Below are 14,672 nucleotides of genomic sequence, written 5' to 3'. Positions count from 1 at the left end.
CTATTCTGACTTTGTGCCGACGCTAAACAAAATACGGTGGGCCTGGACGAAGCACCACGGCCCCGTCCCCGCCGATCGACACCTGACCCCGTCCCCCTCCGATCCGTCCCGCACCGCCCTGGCCCGACTGCGGCTCGCCCTCACCGCATTCTTCGCCATGGACGGCTTCCTGTTCGCCGGCTGGGTCGTGCGGATCCCCGCGATCAAGCAGCAGACCGGCGCCGGCGCCGGCGCGCTCGGGCTCGCCCTGCTCGGCGTGTCGGCGGGCGCGGTCGCCTTCATGATGCTGACCGGGCGCCTGTGCCGCCGGTTCGGCAGCCATGCCGTGACGACCGCCTCCGGGGCCGCCATGGCGCTGAGCATCGTGCTCCCGCCGCTCACCCACTCGGCGACCGCTCTGGGGCTCGTCCTGCTGGTCTTCGGCGCCGCCTACGGTTCGCTCAACGTCGCGATGAACAGTGCCGCCGTCGACCTGATCGAGGCGCTGCGCCGCCCGGTGATGCCGAGCTTCCACGCGGCCTTCAGCCTGGGCGGCATGCTCGGTGCGGGCCTGGGAGGCCTGATCGCGGGACGCCTCTCCCCCACCGTGCACCTGCTGCTGCTCGCCGTGATCGGCCTGCTGGTGACGGCGGTTGCGGGGCGCGTCCTGCACACCCACCCGGCCCCCGTCGTCCCCGAACGGCTGCCGGCGTCCGCGGACCGCCCGCAGAACGCCGGCCCGTCCCGCGGGCGCCGTCTCGTCCTCGTCTTCGGACTGATCGCCCTCTGCACCGCCTACGGGGAGGGCGCGATGGCCGACTGGGGTGCGCTGCACCTCTCCCAGGACCTGTCCGCCGGGCCGGGGCTCGCGGCGGCCGGCTACGCGGTGTTCGCGCTGGCGATGACCGCGGGGCGGCTGTCGGGGACCGCGGTGGTGCAGCGGTTCGGGGCCGCCCGGTCGCTGATCGCGGGCGGTACGACGGCGGCCGCCGGCATGCTGCTCGGCGCGCTCGCCCCCACCGCCTGGGCGGCCTGCCTCGGCTTCGCCGTCGCCGGGATCGGGCTCGCCAACATCTTCCCCATCGCCATCGCCCGGGCCGGTGAGGCCGGCGGGTCCCACGGGGTCGCGGTGGCCTCCACGGTCGGCTACGGCGGCATGCTGCTCGGCCCGCCCGCCATCGGGTTCCTCGCCGAGACCAGCACGCTGCCGGTCGCCCTCACGACGGTCGCCCTGCTCGCCGCGGTCGCGGCGGGCATCGCCCACACGACACGACGGGCGCACCACGCGGGTCGCTAGGTGTGGCGTCTCGGGACCTTGGTGACACGAAGTCCTCGGAGGTGAGCTGCTGCGGGACGTCCGCGAGTGGTTCGGGCGGTCGGTCGAAGACGATCCGGTAGTCGCTCCCGGCGGTCCGGCTGATGGGCGGTCGGCCGCCGCAGCGCCTCCACCAGGTCGGCGGTGTGCTCGGGGGTGCGGGCGGGACCGGTGGCGGGGCGGGAGGAGTGGTCGAGCAGTCCGTTCTCGCCGTGCGCGCGCCGGCGGGCGTACCACTTGGCCAGGCAGCGGCGGGAGATCCCGGCTCCCGCAGCGACGTGCGCGATCGGTCGTCCGGCGTCGATCCGCAGAGGCGCAGACGTCCTTCGGGGGTCAGCGGTGCGTTCCGATGTCCCCTGCTGGTGGCGCTTTTGGACTCCGCGGCCGCGTTCACCGGGAGCCCTGGGACCTCAGGGCTCCCGCGTGAGCGGCTGTGCGTGGCGTCAGCGTGCGAACTTTTCGATGGCCTCCGGGGTGACGGGGGTGAAGAAGTTGACGAGGTTGCCGTCGGGGTCGCGGAACAGCAGCGAGCGGTTGCCCCAGGGCATCGTGGTGGGCTCCTTGACGACGTCGGTGACGAAGCCGGTCAGGTTCTCGTAAACGCTGTCCACGTCGTCGACGAGGAACTCGGTGATCACGCTGTGGTTGTCCGCCGGGCGGGCAGAGCCCGGGGCGAACAGCGGGACGGTGCGGGTGCTGCCGATCGCGAGGGTGGCGCCCGCGGTCTTGAGTTCGGCGAAGTCCTCGGTGGCCCACGTCGCCCGCGCCCCTGTGGCTCGCTCGTAGAACTCGACGAGGCGCGCTACGTCGCTGGTGATGATGCGGATCGAGACGAAGTTCATGGGAATCTCCTTGGCTGTGCTGGAGTCGGGCACGTCGCAGGCTAGGAGAAATAGTGGACAGAATCGGTCCTATATTCGCGTTAGGCTGCGGACATGCCTCGACCCACCGGCCGCGTGCTGACACTCCTGGAGCTGCTGCAGTCGGGCGGCACCCGGACGGTGGCCGAACTCTCCGACCGGCTCGGCGTCGAAGGGCGCACCGTGCGCCGGTATGTGGGCCAGCTGATCGACCTCGACGTACCCGTGGAATCGGTGCGCGGCCGCTACGGCGGGTACCGGCTCGCCCCCGGGTACCGCTTGCCTCCGCTCATGCTCAGCGACGACGAGGCGCTGGCCGTGCTGCTCGGCCTGGTCGCGGGCCGCCGAGCAGGGTTGACGACGACGGAGCGCACGGCAAGCGAGACGGCATCGGCGAAGATCCGGCGGGTGCTGCCCAAACACATCGCCCGTCGGCTCGACACCCTCCTGGCAGCTCTCGCCTTCACGGACCAGCCCGGGGAGTTCGACACCCCGGACGCCGGGGTCCTGCTCACGATCGCCGATGCGGTGCGCCACCACCGACCGGTCTCGATCCGCTACACCGACCGTGACGGACGGCGCAGCGAACGCACGCTGCACGCGTACGGGATCGTCGCCCATGCGGGCCGGTGGTACGTCACGGGCAAGGACGCCCAGATCGCCGAGGACCGGACCTTCCGGCTCGATCGCATCGCAGACGCGCGGACCCTGCCCGGCTCGTTCGAAGCGCCAGTGGGTCCCGGTCCGGCGCAGCGCGTGTTGTCAGGGTTCGCCACGGCCGAGTACCGGCATGAGGTGATCTTGCGGATCCACGGGACGGTTGAGGAGATCCGCGCCCACCTTCCGGCCGGCGTCGCGAGCCTGGAGGAGCACGAGTCCGCGGCCGGCGAGGACCGGGCGGCCGAGCGCTGGCTGCGCGTCGAGCTGCGGGCGGAGCGGCTCGACTGGTTGCCTCCGGTACTCGCCGCACTCGACCGGCCGTTCGTCATCGAGCGCCCCGACGAACTCCGCGACCTCGTCATCGCGCTCGCCGAGCGCCTCACGTCCTGTGCCCGCCGAGCCTGACAGCGAGGAACCAATGTCAGGAGAGGGCACAGCCAGGGGGCCGCGACGGGCGCACCGATCGGGCCGCCAGGGGTGAGTCCCCTGGTCGCCGGGCCCCTTTGGTCGCTGGTCCCCTGGTCCCTTTGGCCCCTGGCCCCCTGGATCTCCGGTCCTCGCCCCCGGGCGGTGGGCGGGCCGATACCGGCCGGCGGGCGCCGCCCCGGCCGGGCGTTGCGGGCGTGGTCCACGCAGCGCGCCCGCACGCCCTTCTGGCTGCGGTGGACCCGCGCCGGTCCGTTGTCAGTGGCGGCTGGCACACTCGTGGGCATGGAGATCACTGAGTTCGTCGAAACGCTGCGTCTGGACGGCGGTCTGCTCGCCGACGCCGCCCAGGAAGCTGGCCTGGACGCGGCCATTCCGGCCTGCCCCGAGTGGCGGATGCGGGACCTGGTCGTCCATGTGGGCCGGGTCCACCGCTGGGCGACGGAGATAGTGACGCAGGGGCTGCAGCAGCCCATCCGGCCCGCTGAGGCACCGGATCTGACCGACGACGCACTCGTGCCCTGGCTCCGCGAGGGCCACCACCAGCTCGTCCTGGCGCTGCACGGCGCCCCGCGGGACCTGACGGCCTGGACGATATTGCCGACGGACTCGCCGCTGGCGTTCTGGGCCCGCCGGCAGGCCCACGAGACTTCGGTGCACCGCGTCGACGCCCAGCAGGCGGCAGCCGCCTCCCTCACCCCCCTGCCGTCCGCCTTCGCCGCCGACGGAGTGGACGAACTCCTCACGGGCCTGCACTCCCTGGAGCGCAGCAAGCTGCGCGCCGACATCCCGCGGACCGTCCGGGTGCGCGCGACGGACGTGCCCGGCGCCGACTGGACCGTCCACCTCTCCGACGCGCCGCCGCGCGCGATCCGTACGACCCCGGCGCCGGCCCCGACTCCCGGCACCCCGGTGGACCAGCCGACGGCCGACGTGAAGCCCGCCGACTGCACGATCGAGGGCCCCGCCGAGGAGCTGTACCTCGCCCTGTGGAACCGCCTGCCGTGGGACGCCCTCACGGTCACGGGCGAGCAGGCCCTGGCCGAGCTGTGGCGTGCGAAGGGGGGCATCTGAGAGGGGAGCGGGACGGTATGTCTGAGGTGAAAGCGGGGCTGTATGCCTGAGGTGAGAGCGGGACGGTATGTCGCCCAGCCGTAGCCGCGCCGAGCGTGACGCGATCACCGTCGAGATCATGTTCGCGCTGGTCAGCGGCGGATTTCTGGGAGTCGCCGGATTCCTGGTGCTGGGCAGTGCGGTGTTGTGGGCCGGCCTGCCTGGCGGATGGAAGGGGCCGTGGCTCACGGTCAGCGCCGTGGTCGGCGGTGTGCTGTTCGCCGTCCGGGTGGTGCGGGTCTTGCGCCGGCCCTACGTCGCGTCCGGCGGACGGCCGAGCGTCCGGGACGTCGTGTGGGGGCCCGATCAGCCCAGCCAGCCGGGCCGCACCAGCCCGGACTCGTAGGCCAGCACGACGAGTTGGGCCCGGTCGCGGGCGCCCAGTTTGACCATGGTGCGGCTGACGTGGGTCTTGGCGGTCAGCGGGCTGACGACCAGGCGGCGGGCGATCTCCTCGTTGGAGAGGCCGATGCCGACCAGTGCCATCACCTCGCGCTCCCGCTCCGTCAGGGCGGACAGCGCGTCGGCGGCGGCCGGTTCCTTGGAGCGGGCCGCGAACTCCGCGATCAGCCGCCGGGTGACCCCGGGCGAGAGCAGTGCGTCACCGGCCACGACGGCACGCACGGCCCGCAGCAGTTCGTCCGGTTCGGTGTCCTTGACCAGAAAGCCGGAGGCGCCCGAGCGGATCGCCTCGAAGACGTACTCGTCCAGCTCGAAGGTGGTCAGCATGACCACCCTGACGTCTGCCAGTTGCGGGTCCCCGGTGATCCGCCGGGTGGCGGCCAGCCCGTCGAGCACCGGCATGCGGATGTCCATCAGGACGACGTCCGGGCGGTGTTCGCGGACCGCGGCCACCGCCTGCTGCCCGTCGTCGGCCTCGGCGACCACCTCGATGCCGGGCTGGGCGTCCAGCAGCACCTTGAAGCCGGCCCGGACCAGCAACTGATCGTCGGCGAGCAGTACGCGGATCACGACTCCTCCTCGGTGGCGGGGGCCGATTCCTGTGCCGGGGCCGGCGTGCTGGCGGGGTGTGGATTCGTGGCGGGGGCCGACTCGGGAGCCGGTGACGGGGCCGGGGCAGAGGCCGGGGCAGAGGCCGGGTGTGACTCCGGGACAGGCGCAGGGGAAGGGGCTGGGGCCGACTCCGGGGCAGGGGCGGGGGCAGGGGCCGGAGACGAGAACGGGGCCGACTCCGGGGCAGGGGACGGAGACGGGGAGGAGGCCGGGGACGGGGACGGGGGCACGGTATCGGGCGGTTCCTCGGCCGCAGCGGCGGTCAGGGGGATGCGGGCGCGGATGCGGAAGCCGCCGTCCCGGCGCGGGCCGGCCTCGACGGTGCCGCCGAGTGCCGCGGCCCGCTCCCGCATTCCCACCAGCCCGTTGCCGCCGCCGGCCGGCTCGCCTGTCGTGGAGGTCGCCGGGCCGTCGTCGTCGACCCGGATGTCCAGTTCCCCGGGCGCGTAACGGAGCCGTAGCCGGGCGGTGCGGGAACCGGAATGCCGGACGATGTTGGTGAACGCCTCCTGGACGATGCGGAAGGCCGCGAGGCCGGTGCCGGGCGGCAGCGGGCGCGGGGTGCCCTCGGTGGTGACGGCCACGGCGAGTCCGGCGCGCCGGGCCTGCTCGGTGAGTTCGGGCAGCCGGTCCAGCCCGGGCGCCGGGGAGCGCGGCGCGGCACCCCGGGTACGCAGGGTGTCGAGGACCTGACGGACCTCGCCGAGCGCTTCCTTGCTCGCCGCCTTGATGGTGGTCAGTGCGGTGCGCGCCTGCTCCGGATCCTGGTCCAGCAGGGCCAGGCCGACCCCTGCCTGAACGTTGATGACGGAGATGCTGTGGGCGAGGACGTCGTGCAGCTCGCGGGCGATCCGCAGCCGTTCCTCGTCGGCCCGGCGGCGTTCCGCGGCGGCCCGCTCGGCCCGGGCCCTGGCGAGCTGCTCGCGGCGTACGCGGACCAGTTCGGAGAGGGCCACCACGGCCACCACCCAGGCAGTGACGAAGAGTTCGTCGCTCCAGGGGGCGGGGCCGTCGTGCGGGGGCGGCAGCCAGCGGTACAGCCAGTGGGTGACGAGGAGATGGGTGGCCCACACCCCGCCCAGCGCGCACCAGGCGACCGCGCGGTGTCCGGCGACAAGTGCGGCGAAGGCACCGAGGGCGAGTGTGAGGAAGACCGGCCCGTAGGGGTAGCCGGCGGCGAGGTAGGCCGCGGTGGTCGCGGCCGCGCCGAGCGCGACGGTGCGCGGGGCGCGATGCCGGAACAGCAACAGGACCGCGCCGACGACCAGGAGCGCGCGTCCGAGTGCGTCCAGCGGGGCACGGTCCGGCTGCTGGTGCGCGGCGAAGCCGGAGCCGACGGTGACGAAGACGGTCACCGCCAGCGTCGACAGCCAGGGCAGCCGGGCGGCCGGACGGTCGTGCCCGGGGGCGGGCGGGGCCGACAGCCACCGCTCCCACACCGGGCCGAGGCAGCGCCGCGCCCACGGCGGCCGTGCGTTCTCCATGCCGCAACGCTAGACCGTGGCGGGGCGCGACGTCGTCAGCCGGACGCGGTGACCGGTCGTACTCCCACGGGAGTACGACGAGCCGGCGAGCGACGCGGCGGACCCCCGGCACACCCACTCAGCCCCCTCCCCCGGCTCGCCCTCCCCCTCGGTCCGGCGCGCGGCGCTCCCACGCCGGCCGCCCCCTCATCCCCGGTCCAGCGCCTCCAGGGCGCGGCGGGCCATGCCGTTCGTGCGGATCATCTCGGCGAGGGTGGTCGTCCCGCGGGTGATCTTCGCGAACGCGTGCCAGGCCGGGCGGAAGCCGGTGACCGCGGCGTGCATCATGCCGGGGCGGCGGGAGAAGACCTGGAGCATGCGCCGGCCCACGCCCATCTCCACCCCGAGGCCCGCCTTGATCGCGAAGGCGTAATTGAGCGCCTGGCGACGGGCGTCGACCGCATCGTGGGCCTCCGCGACCCGGACCGCCCACTCCCCCGCGAGCCGCCCGGACCGCAGGGCGAACGAGATGCCCTCCCGGGTCCACGGCTCCAGCAGGCCGGCCGCGTCGCCGCACACCAGCACCCGGCCGCGGGAGAGCGGCGAGTCCTCGGCGCGGCAGCGGGTCAGATGGCCCGAGGAGATGCTCGGCTCGAAGCCCGCCAGGCCCAGCCGGCCGATGAAGTCCTCCAGGTACCGCTTGGTCGCCGCGCCCTCGCCGCGCGCCGAGATGACGCCGACGGTGAGCGTGTCGCCCTTGGGGAAGACCCAGCCGTAGCTGCCGGGGAGCGGACCCCAGTCGATGAGCACCCGGCCGGCCCAGTCCTCGGCGACCGGCTCGGGCACCGGAATCTCCGCCTCCAGCCCGAGGTCGACCTGGTCGAGCTTGACCCCGACGTGTGCTCCTATCCGGCCGGCGCTGCCGTCCGCGCCCACTACGGCGCGCGCCAGCACCACCTCCCCGTCACCCAGCACCACCGCGACCGTGCGGCGGTCCGGGACCGAGGCGCCGTGCTGCTCGACCCGGGAGACCGTGACGCCCGTACGGACCGTGGCGCCGGCGTCCTTGGCCGACTCGACCAGCCGGGCGTCGAATTCCGGCCGGTTGATCAGTCCGAAAAGCATGTGCTTGGAGCGGCGGGTGCGGCTCAGCCGGCCGTTCAGCGAGAACGTCACGGCGTGCACGCGATCGCGCAGCGGCAGGTCGAAGCCGGGCGGGAGGGAGTCGCGCGAGGGGCCGATGATGCCGCCGCCGCAGGTTTTGTAGCGCGGCAGCTCGGCCTTCTCCAGGAGGAGCACCCGGCGCCCCGTACAGGCCGCGGCGTGTGCGGCCGAGGCGCCCGCCGGCCCCGCCCCCACCACCACGACGTCCCACACCTGCTGGTTGCCCTCCGCTGCCCGATCGCTGCTCACCTGTGCTTCTGCTCCCGTTCGATGCCTGGCTGCGTACCGCCCTCGCATCCTACGGGCCGCTGTTGCGCACGGGGCCTGTGGGAAGATCGGTGGAATGCACACCCGCAGGGCCCCTACGGGAAGCCGTGCCCTGCGTCCGGCCCGGCCGGCTCACGAGGCCGGGCGGCCGGTCCCCACACGCCGCGCCCACAAGGAGCGTTCATGTCCGACAGCCCGCTCGCGCAGACCGTCGCCGCGCTGCAGCCCCGTGCCAGGACCGAACTGGCGGAGCTCGTGGCCTTCAAGTCGGTGGCCGATCCGGCCCAGTTCCCCCCGAGCGAGTGCGAGGCGGCCGCCGAGTGGATCGCCGCGGCGCTGCGGGCGGACGGTTTCCAGGACGTGGCGCTGCTCGACACCCCGGACGGCACCCGATCCGTCTACGGCTATCTGCCCGGCCCCGAGGGCGCGAAGACCGTCCTGCTCTACGCCCACTACGACGTGCAGCCGCCGCTGGACGAGGCCGCCTGGGTCTCCCCGCCGTTCGAGCTGACCGAGCGGGACGGCCGCTGGTACGGCCGCGGCGCCGCGGACTGCAAGGGCGGGCTGATCATGCATCTGACGGCGCTGCGCGCGCTGAAGGAGCACGGCGGGGTCCCGGTCAACGTCAAGGTGATCGTGGAGGGTTCCGAGGAGCAGGGCACCGGCGGGCTGGAGCGGTACGCCGAGGCGCACCCGGAGCTGCTGGCCGCGGACGCGGTCGTCATCGGTGACACGGGGAACTTCCGGGTCGGGCTGCCGACGGTGACCGCGACGCTGCGCGGGATGACCCTGGTGCGCGTCCAGGTCGACACCCTGGAGGGCAATCTGCACTCCGGACAGTTCGGCGGTGCGGCCCCGGACGCGCTGGCGGCGCTGATCCGGATCCTGGACTCGTTGCGCGCCGAGGACGGTTCCACGACGGTGAACGGGCTGGCCGGCGACGCGAGCTGGGAGGGCCTGCAGTATCCGGAGGAGAAGTTCCGCCGGGACGCCAAGGTCCTGGACGGCGTGGAGCTGATCGGCAACGGGTCGGTCGCGGACCGGATCTGGGCCCGCCCGGCCGTCACGGTGCTGGGCATCGACTGCCCGCCGGTGGTCGGCGCCACCCCGTCCGTACAGGCCGGGGCGCGGGCCCTGGTGAGCCTGCGGGTCCCGCCGGGCACGGACGCGGCGGCGGCCACGAAGCTGCTGGCGGCGCATCTGGAGAACGCCGCGCCGTGGGGCGCACGGGTGGCGGTGGAGCAGGTCGGCCAGGGCCAGCCGTTCCGCGCGGACACCAGCAGCCCGGCGTACGCCTCGATGGCGGCGGCGCTGCGGGATGCCTACGACGGCGCGGAGATGCAAACATCGGGTATGGGTGGCTCCATCCCGCTGTGCAACACCCTGGCCGGTCTGTACCCCGACGCGGAGATCCTCCTCATCGGGCTGAGCGAGCCGGAGGCCCAGATCCACGCGGTGAACGAGAGCGTGTCGCCGGAGGAACTGGAGCGGCTCTCCTTGGCGGAGGCGTTGTTCCTCCGGCGGTACGCCGCCCTTGGCTGAGCCCCGTACGTACTTGGCTGTCCCGCCGTGGGGGTTGCTCGCCGTTGCGCTTGGCGGCGCCCCCCACGTACCTGGCTGTCCCGCCGCGGTTGCTTCTCGCCGTTGCTCCCCCACTGCCCAAAGGGCGTGGGAGGTACCCCCAGCGGCGGGCGTTTGTGTGGCGGGGGCGGTGACAGCCCTACGGACTTCGTCCTCCGGTCTGTCCCCTCCCGGGAGTGGGGGGTTTGAGGTCGGTGGGGGTGGGCGTCGTCGTTTTGGGTGTGCCTCGCGTCGTGGGTGGGTGTCGGGAATACCTCCCCCACCCGTGGGGTTGAGGCCCTGCAAGGGGCGCTCGTGACCCCTACGGGATCTGTTCGACCCTCCCCTACGGGAATCCCGCCCGAAGGCGAGCCATCACCGCGTCGCCGCCCCGGATCAGACGGGAACGCCCGCCTCCAAGTGGAGTGGGTGCCCCTTTTCCCGGGCGCGCAGTGCCCAGCGGAGGCGGTTCCAGCGGACCGGGGGGAGCATGGTCTCCGCCTCGGCCTCGGTGACGAAGCGCCAGGCGCGCAGTTCCGCGTCGGGCAGCAGCAGTTTGCTGATCCGGTCGTCGCTCAGCATGCCGCCGTCGTAGAGCAGCCGCAGGCCGCCGTAGCCGGGCGGGCGGGGCGCCTCCCAGTCGAGCACCAACAGGCGGAGCGCACGCGGGAGTTCGATGCCGAGTTCCTCGGCGACCTCGCGGACGCCGGCGTGGGTGGGGGCCTCGCCGCGTTCCACGATGCCGCCGGGGAATTCCCAGCCCGCCTTGTAGGTGGGGTCGACCAGCAGCACCCGGTCCTGGTCGTCGAAGAGCAGGACGCCGGCGGCGAGGGTCTCGGCGGTCGGTTCGGGGGTCTGCACGATGTCGCAGGCGCCGGCGCCGGTGCGGAGCGCCTCGGCGACGCGTTCGGCGGTCTGCCGGGGTGTCAGCCGGGTGGTGTCGACGACGTGGGCGTCGGTCGTCAGCCAGGGCAGCGCATCGGCGTACGGGCCGAGGTGCGCCAGGCACCAGCGGCGGACGGACGCATTGGCCGCGTCGTCTCCCGGCGTTTCCTCCCGGTGCGCTATCCGCGTGCGCAGGATCGTTTCCTCCGCATGGAGGAGAACGTGCCGTACGGGTATCCGGCGGGCGGCGAGGGCGCCGAAGATCTCATCGCGGTATTCCTGCCGCAGCAGCGTCATGGGGGTGACCAGCGGGCCGGGGACCTCGGTGAGCAGCGCCGCCGCGGTGTCGACCACCATGCGCCGCCAGGACGGCAGGTCCTGGTAGTCGTCGACCTCCTCGAAGCGCTTGGCCGGCAGCATCAGCCGCAGGCCGTTGCCGAGGAGTTCGGGGTCGTAGAGCGTGCTTCCGGGAAGCAGGTCGAGCAGTTCATGAGCCGCTGTGGTCTTGCCCGCACCGAACGTGCCGTTCAGCCAGACGATCACGGTTTCCCCTCTTCCCTAGACCCAGGTGAGTTGCCCGCAACACCCTGCCACGGAAACGCTCGGGGTCACGGGCCGCGCGCACGGCCGGGAGCGCGGCCTGTTCGACCGCCGGTCCGGCCGGGGAGGCCCCGGCAAACAAGCGCTCCCCCGCCCCTCCAGCACCGAAACCCTCACCCGCACACCCGGTGCGCGTACCTGCGCGGAAGCGCCGGAATCCGCATATGACGGGGGCGCATCGTGCCCGGCTCCGGCGGCGCGCACGGCGGTCAGCCCTTGCTCGCCCCGAGGGTCAGGCCGGCGATGAAATGCCGTTGCAGGAGGAGGAAGACCAGGACGGTGGGGAGGGCGACGAGGACGGAGCCCGCGGCGAGCAGGTTGTAGTCCGTGAAGAACTGGCCGCGCAGGTTGTTGAGGGCGGAGGTGACCGGCAGTTTGTCGCCGTCCGAAAGGAAGACCAGGCCCCACAGGAAGTCGTTGTACATCCAGGTGAATTGCAGGGTGCCGAGTGCGGCGAGTGCGGGCCGGCACAGCGGGAGGGTGACCTGTCGGTACTGCGTCCAGACGCCGGCGCCGTCGACGATCGCGGCTTCGAGGATTTCCCGTGGCAGGGTGCGCATGAAGTTCGCCAGGACGAAGACGCAGAATCCGAGCTGGAAGGCGATCTGCACGGCGATGACGGCCCAGAGAGAATCGTAGAGCGTCATCGAATCGGACATCCAGTACGGCAGCGGGATCTTGTTGAAGAGGACGTAGAGCGGGGTGACGAGCACTTGCTGGGGCAGCAGGTTCCCGGCGGTGAAAACCATCAGCAGGACCGTGCCGCCGCGGATCCGGAGCCGGGAGACGGCGAACGCCACGAACGATGCGAGGAAGAGGGTGAGCAGGACTCCGGGGACGGCGATGACGAGCGAGTTCAGGAAGTACTTGCTCATTCCGGAGTCGACGAATGCCTGACGGTAATAGGCGAAGGAAAGATGGCGCGGGAGGGAGAAATAGCCGTACTGCGCGGTCTCTTCGTAGGGCCGCAGGGAGGCGTAGACGGCCAGCAGCAGGGGGGCGAGGAAGGCCAGCGAAACGGCGGTGAGGAAGAGGTGCACGCCGAACCGGCCGCGGCGGGCCGGGCGATGACGCGTGGGCACCGGAAGCGGGGCGGTCGATACGGTCATCGCTGCTGCTCCCCTCGGAGTTCCTGGACGAGATAGGTCACGATGAATCCGAGCGACACGAGGAGCAGGACGACGGCGATGGCGGAGCCGAAGCCGATCCGGCCGGCCTCCCCGATGATGTTGTCGGTGACGAGCACGGACAGCAGTTCCAGGCCGTTGCGGCCCTTGTTGACGGCGTAGACGATGTCGAAGGCGCGCAGCGATTCGATGACGGTGATGACGCCGACGATGACGTTCACCGGCCGCAGGGTGGGGAGTACGACCCGGAAGAATGCCTGCCGTTCGTTCGCGCCGTCGATGGCGGCGGCCTCTTTGAGGCCGGGGTCGACGGATTTCAGGCCGGCGAGATAGAGAATCATGACGTATCCGGTGTGCCGCCAGCAGGCCGCCAGCAGAACCATCCAGATGTTGCGGTCGGGATCTCCCAGCCAGTCGGTGGGATTCTTCCCGCCGAGTACGGCGTTGAGTGCGCCCTGGTCCCGGGAGAGGATGAGCTGGGCGATGAAGCCGACGACGGCGAGCGACAGCACCACCGGCATGTACAGGGTGGACTGGTAGAAGCGGCTGAAGCGGACGCCGCGGTCGATGAGGACGGCGAGCAGCAGTCCGAAGGGGGCGGCGAGCAGGCCGAGGAATGCCAGCCACAGCAGATTGTGGCGGACCGCGGGCCAGAAGGGCGGATAGTCGGTGAAGAGGTTCCGGTAGTTTTCCAGGCCGGCCCATTTGAGGTCGCCGATGCCGTCCCAGGTGGTGAAGGACAGTCCGACGGAGGCCAGTGTCGGGCCCCAGATCAGGGCGAGATCGAGCAGGATCGGCAGGCCCAGCAGGGCGCCGAGGACGGCGAGGTCGCGGCGGGTGTGCCGCCGCGGCCCCGGTCTTCCGGCGTGCCGGGCACGGGTTTTCACCACGGCGGTTCGCTCCCCGTCATTTCTCGCGGCAGGTCGATTCGTCGGTGACCGGGGCTCATCCGGTGGCGAAGATCTGCTTCTTCTGGCGCTCGATGTCGTTGACCAGGCCGTCGATGTCCTCCGGATTGTTGAGGAACTGCTGGATCGCCTGGATCATCACGGTCGAGGCAAAATCGGGCCGGGTGTCGCGGTCCATGAACTGCGAGATCTGCTTGGCGCCGGCGACGAGGTGCACGGCCTTCTTCTGCAGCGCGGTGTACGAGCCCGTATCCGCGCCGCTGTTGACCGCGATGTTGTTGGGGTCGTACGTGAGGTAGGTGTTCTCCGCCTGCGGGGTGGCGAGGAACTTCAGCAGGTCTCTGGCGCCGTCCTTGTCCTTGGCCTTGCGCGACATCAGGAATCCGTCGATCGGTGCCTCGACCGCGTCCTGGCCGTGCGCCGGGTCGATTTCCGGGAAGGGGAAGAAATCCAGATCCGGACGGTCGGCGGCGCTGAACTGCTGCCCGGGGTGGGGAAGTCCGAGGACGGTCATGCCGGCCTTCTTCTGTGCGAGCGTCTGCGCGGCCTCCTGCCAGGTGCGGCCGTTGGCGCCTTTCTGGTGATAGGGCATGAGCCCGCGCCACAGGTCGAAGACCTGCTTGACCTGCGGGCTGTTCCAGGATTTCTCGCCGCTCATCAGCGCGAGGTGGAAGTCGTAGCCGTTCGCGCGCATGTTGAGGTAGTCGAAGGTGCCCATCGCCGGCCAGCCGTCCTTGTCACCGAAGGCGAACGGCACCAACCCGTCCTTGTGCATCTTCTTGGCGAGCGCCCGGTATTCGTCGAAGGTCCGGGGTATCTCGTAACCCCTTTCCCGGAACACGCTCTTACGGTGGAAGACGGCCCAGGGATAGTAGTAGTACGGCACGAGATACTGCTTGCCGTCCCGTCCCGTCGACTGCTTCTTCAGCGCGTCGGTGAATCCGTCGAAGTGCCGCCACAGATCGCTGATGTCGGAGAGCAGACCCTTCTGCGCGAAGTACTGCATGCGGTTCCCGGCGAACCACATGAAGACGTCGTCCGGACTCCCCTGGAGATAGCGGTTGATGTTCTCCTGGAAGTTCTCGTGATTGACGGTGTTGACCTTCACCGTCTTCCTGGACTTCTTCTCGTACGCCGTGAAGGCCGCGGCGAAGGCCTTCTTCGGTACGGCGTCCGAGGCGTTGGACCCCACCGTGATGCCGCTGGGACCGCTGTCGCAGGCGGTGAGCAGGGCCGGCAGGGCCACCGCCCCGGCGCCGAACGCGGCGCCCCTCAGCAGCGTCCGGCGGGACATCCGACGTCCTGCCGCTTCCCCGTACGCCTCCGAACCG

The 14,672-nt window shown here is 71.7% G+C and carries 12 protein-coding genes and 2 pseudogenes; 5 read left to right on the top strand and 9 right to left on the bottom strand.

Translation table 11 applies throughout. The features are described 5' to 3' along the window. Window positions 1-13: 13 nt before the first annotated feature. On the top strand, window positions 14-1,276 hold the full coding sequence (locus ACZ7MX_RS10665; RefSeq protein ID WP_472131188.1) for an MFS transporter: 1,263 nt from the start codon (window positions 14-16) through the stop codon (window positions 1,274-1,276). Between the two features lie 143 nt (window positions 1,277-1,419). On the opposite strand, the pseudogene ACZ7MX_RS10660 reads toward ACZ7MX_RS10665, so the two are convergent. Both ACZ7MX_RS10660 and ACZ7MX_RS10655 read right to left on the bottom strand, forming a co-directional pair. After that, a pseudogene (locus ACZ7MX_RS10660) lies at window positions 1,420-1,688 on the bottom strand (helix-turn-helix domain-containing protein); the annotation flags it as partial. Window positions 1,689-1,737: 49 nt separating this feature from the next. After that, window positions 1,738-2,136, bottom strand: a complete 399-nt coding sequence (locus ACZ7MX_RS10655) for a VOC family protein (RefSeq protein WP_472131187.1) — start codon at window positions 2,134-2,136, stop codon at window positions 1,738-1,740. 93 nt (window positions 2,137-2,229) lie between these two features. Here ACZ7MX_RS10655 and ACZ7MX_RS10650 point away from each other — a divergent pair, with 93 nt between their 5' ends. From ACZ7MX_RS10650 to ACZ7MX_RS10640, 3 genes are all read left to right on the top strand, one after another. After that, window positions 2,230-3,219 carry a helix-turn-helix transcriptional regulator gene (locus ACZ7MX_RS10650; protein ID WP_472131186.1) on the top strand — a complete coding sequence of 330 codons (990 nt, stop codon included), beginning with the start codon at window positions 2,230-2,232 and terminating at the stop codon, window positions 3,217-3,219. 306 nt (window positions 3,220-3,525) lie between these two features. Next, window positions 3,526-4,314: a maleylpyruvate isomerase family mycothiol-dependent enzyme gene (locus tag ACZ7MX_RS10645; RefSeq protein ID WP_472131185.1), complete on the top strand. Its 789-nt coding sequence runs from the start codon at window positions 3,526-3,528 to the stop codon at window positions 4,312-4,314. Window positions 4,315-4,381: 67 nt separating this feature from the next. Continuing rightward, window positions 4,382-4,699, top strand: a complete 318-nt coding sequence (locus ACZ7MX_RS10640) for a DUF6332 family protein (RefSeq protein WP_472131184.1) — start codon at window positions 4,382-4,384, stop codon at window positions 4,697-4,699. Here ACZ7MX_RS10640 and ACZ7MX_RS10635 read toward each other — a convergent pair. From ACZ7MX_RS10635 to ACZ7MX_RS10625, 3 genes and pseudogenes are all read right to left on the bottom strand, one after another. Beyond that, complete coding sequence (locus ACZ7MX_RS10635) at window positions 4,660-5,325, bottom strand: response regulator transcription factor (RefSeq protein ID WP_472131183.1); 666 nt, start codon at window positions 5,323-5,325, stop codon at window positions 4,660-4,662. The genes ACZ7MX_RS10640 and ACZ7MX_RS10635 overlap by 40 nt on opposite strands. Before the next feature lie 284 nt (window positions 5,326-5,609). Further along, window positions 5,610-6,851: pseudogene (locus tag ACZ7MX_RS10630) on the bottom strand (sensor histidine kinase); the annotation flags it as partial. A gap of 186 nt (window positions 6,852-7,037) precedes the next feature. Further along, the gene (locus ACZ7MX_RS10625) at window positions 7,038-8,243 is read right to left on the bottom strand and encodes a geranylgeranyl reductase family protein (RefSeq protein WP_472131182.1); all 1,206 of its coding nucleotides are present in this window, start codon (window positions 8,241-8,243) and stop codon (window positions 7,038-7,040) included. A gap of 201 nt (window positions 8,244-8,444) precedes the next feature. On the opposite strand from ACZ7MX_RS10625, the gene ACZ7MX_RS10620 reads away from it, so the two are divergent. Beyond that, window positions 8,445-9,803 carry a M20/M25/M40 family metallo-hydrolase gene (locus tag ACZ7MX_RS10620; RefSeq protein WP_472131181.1) on the top strand — a complete coding sequence of 453 codons (1,359 nt, stop codon included), beginning with the start codon at window positions 8,445-8,447 and terminating at the stop codon, window positions 9,801-9,803. Window positions 9,804-10,217: 414 nt separating this feature from the next. Here ACZ7MX_RS10620 and ACZ7MX_RS10615 read toward each other — a convergent pair whose 3' ends face one another. The 4 genes from ACZ7MX_RS10615 to ACZ7MX_RS10600 all read right to left on the bottom strand — a co-directional run bounded on the left by ACZ7MX_RS10615 (window position 10,218) and on the right by ACZ7MX_RS10600 (window position 14,635). Beyond that, the gene (locus ACZ7MX_RS10615; protein ID WP_472131180.1) at window positions 10,218-11,249 is read right to left on the bottom strand and encodes an NUDIX hydrolase; all 1,032 of its coding nucleotides are present in this window, start codon (window positions 11,247-11,249) and stop codon (window positions 10,218-10,220) included. Between the two features lie 266 nt (window positions 11,250-11,515). Further along, a complete protein-coding gene (locus ACZ7MX_RS10610) occupies window positions 11,516-12,415 on the bottom strand; it encodes a carbohydrate ABC transporter permease (protein WP_472131179.1) in 900 nt (299 codons plus the stop codon). After that, window positions 12,412-13,323 (bottom strand): carbohydrate ABC transporter permease, encoded by a 912-nt coding sequence (locus ACZ7MX_RS10605; protein WP_472131178.1) that lies wholly within the window; start codon window positions 13,321-13,323, stop codon window positions 12,412-12,414. Before ACZ7MX_RS10605 ends, ACZ7MX_RS10610 begins: the two co-directional genes overlap by 4 nt. Before the next feature lie 55 nt (window positions 13,324-13,378). Next, complete coding sequence (locus tag ACZ7MX_RS10600) at window positions 13,379-14,635, bottom strand: ABC transporter substrate-binding protein (protein ID WP_472131373.1); 1,257 nt, start codon at window positions 14,633-14,635, stop codon at window positions 13,379-13,381. Window positions 14,636-14,672 lie beyond the last annotated feature (37 nt).

The organism is Streptomyces sp. NPDC107765 (genome assembly GCF_055657085.1).
This window is presented reverse-complemented; position numbering and strand designations above follow the sequence as displayed.

Bases quoted from the DNA above. Each gene is read 5' to 3' on its own strand.
- ACZ7MX_RS10640 (WP_472131184.1), top strand. From the start codon at position 4,382: ATGTCGCCCAGCCGTAGCCGCGCCGAGCGTGACGCGATCACCGTCGAG.
- ACZ7MX_RS10600 (WP_472131373.1), bottom strand. From the start codon at position 14,635: ATGTCCCGCCGGACGCTGCTGAGGGGCGCCGCGTTCGGCGCCGGGGCG.
- ACZ7MX_RS10650 (WP_472131186.1), top strand. From the start codon at position 2,230: ATGCCTCGACCCACCGGCCGCGTGCTGACACTCCTGGAGCTGCTGCAG.
- ACZ7MX_RS10655 (WP_472131187.1), bottom strand. From the start codon at position 2,136: ATGAACTTCGTCTCGATCCGCATCATCACCAGCGACGTAGCGCGCCTC.
- ACZ7MX_RS10620 (WP_472131181.1), top strand. From the start codon at position 8,445: ATGTCCGACAGCCCGCTCGCGCAGACCGTCGCCGCGCTGCAGCCCCGT.
- ACZ7MX_RS10645 (WP_472131185.1), top strand. From the start codon at position 3,526: ATGGAGATCACTGAGTTCGTCGAAACGCTGCGTCTGGACGGCGGTCTG.
- ACZ7MX_RS10610 (WP_472131179.1), bottom strand. From the start codon at position 12,415: ATGACCGTATCGACCGCCCCGCTTCCGGTGCCCACGCGTCATCGCCCG.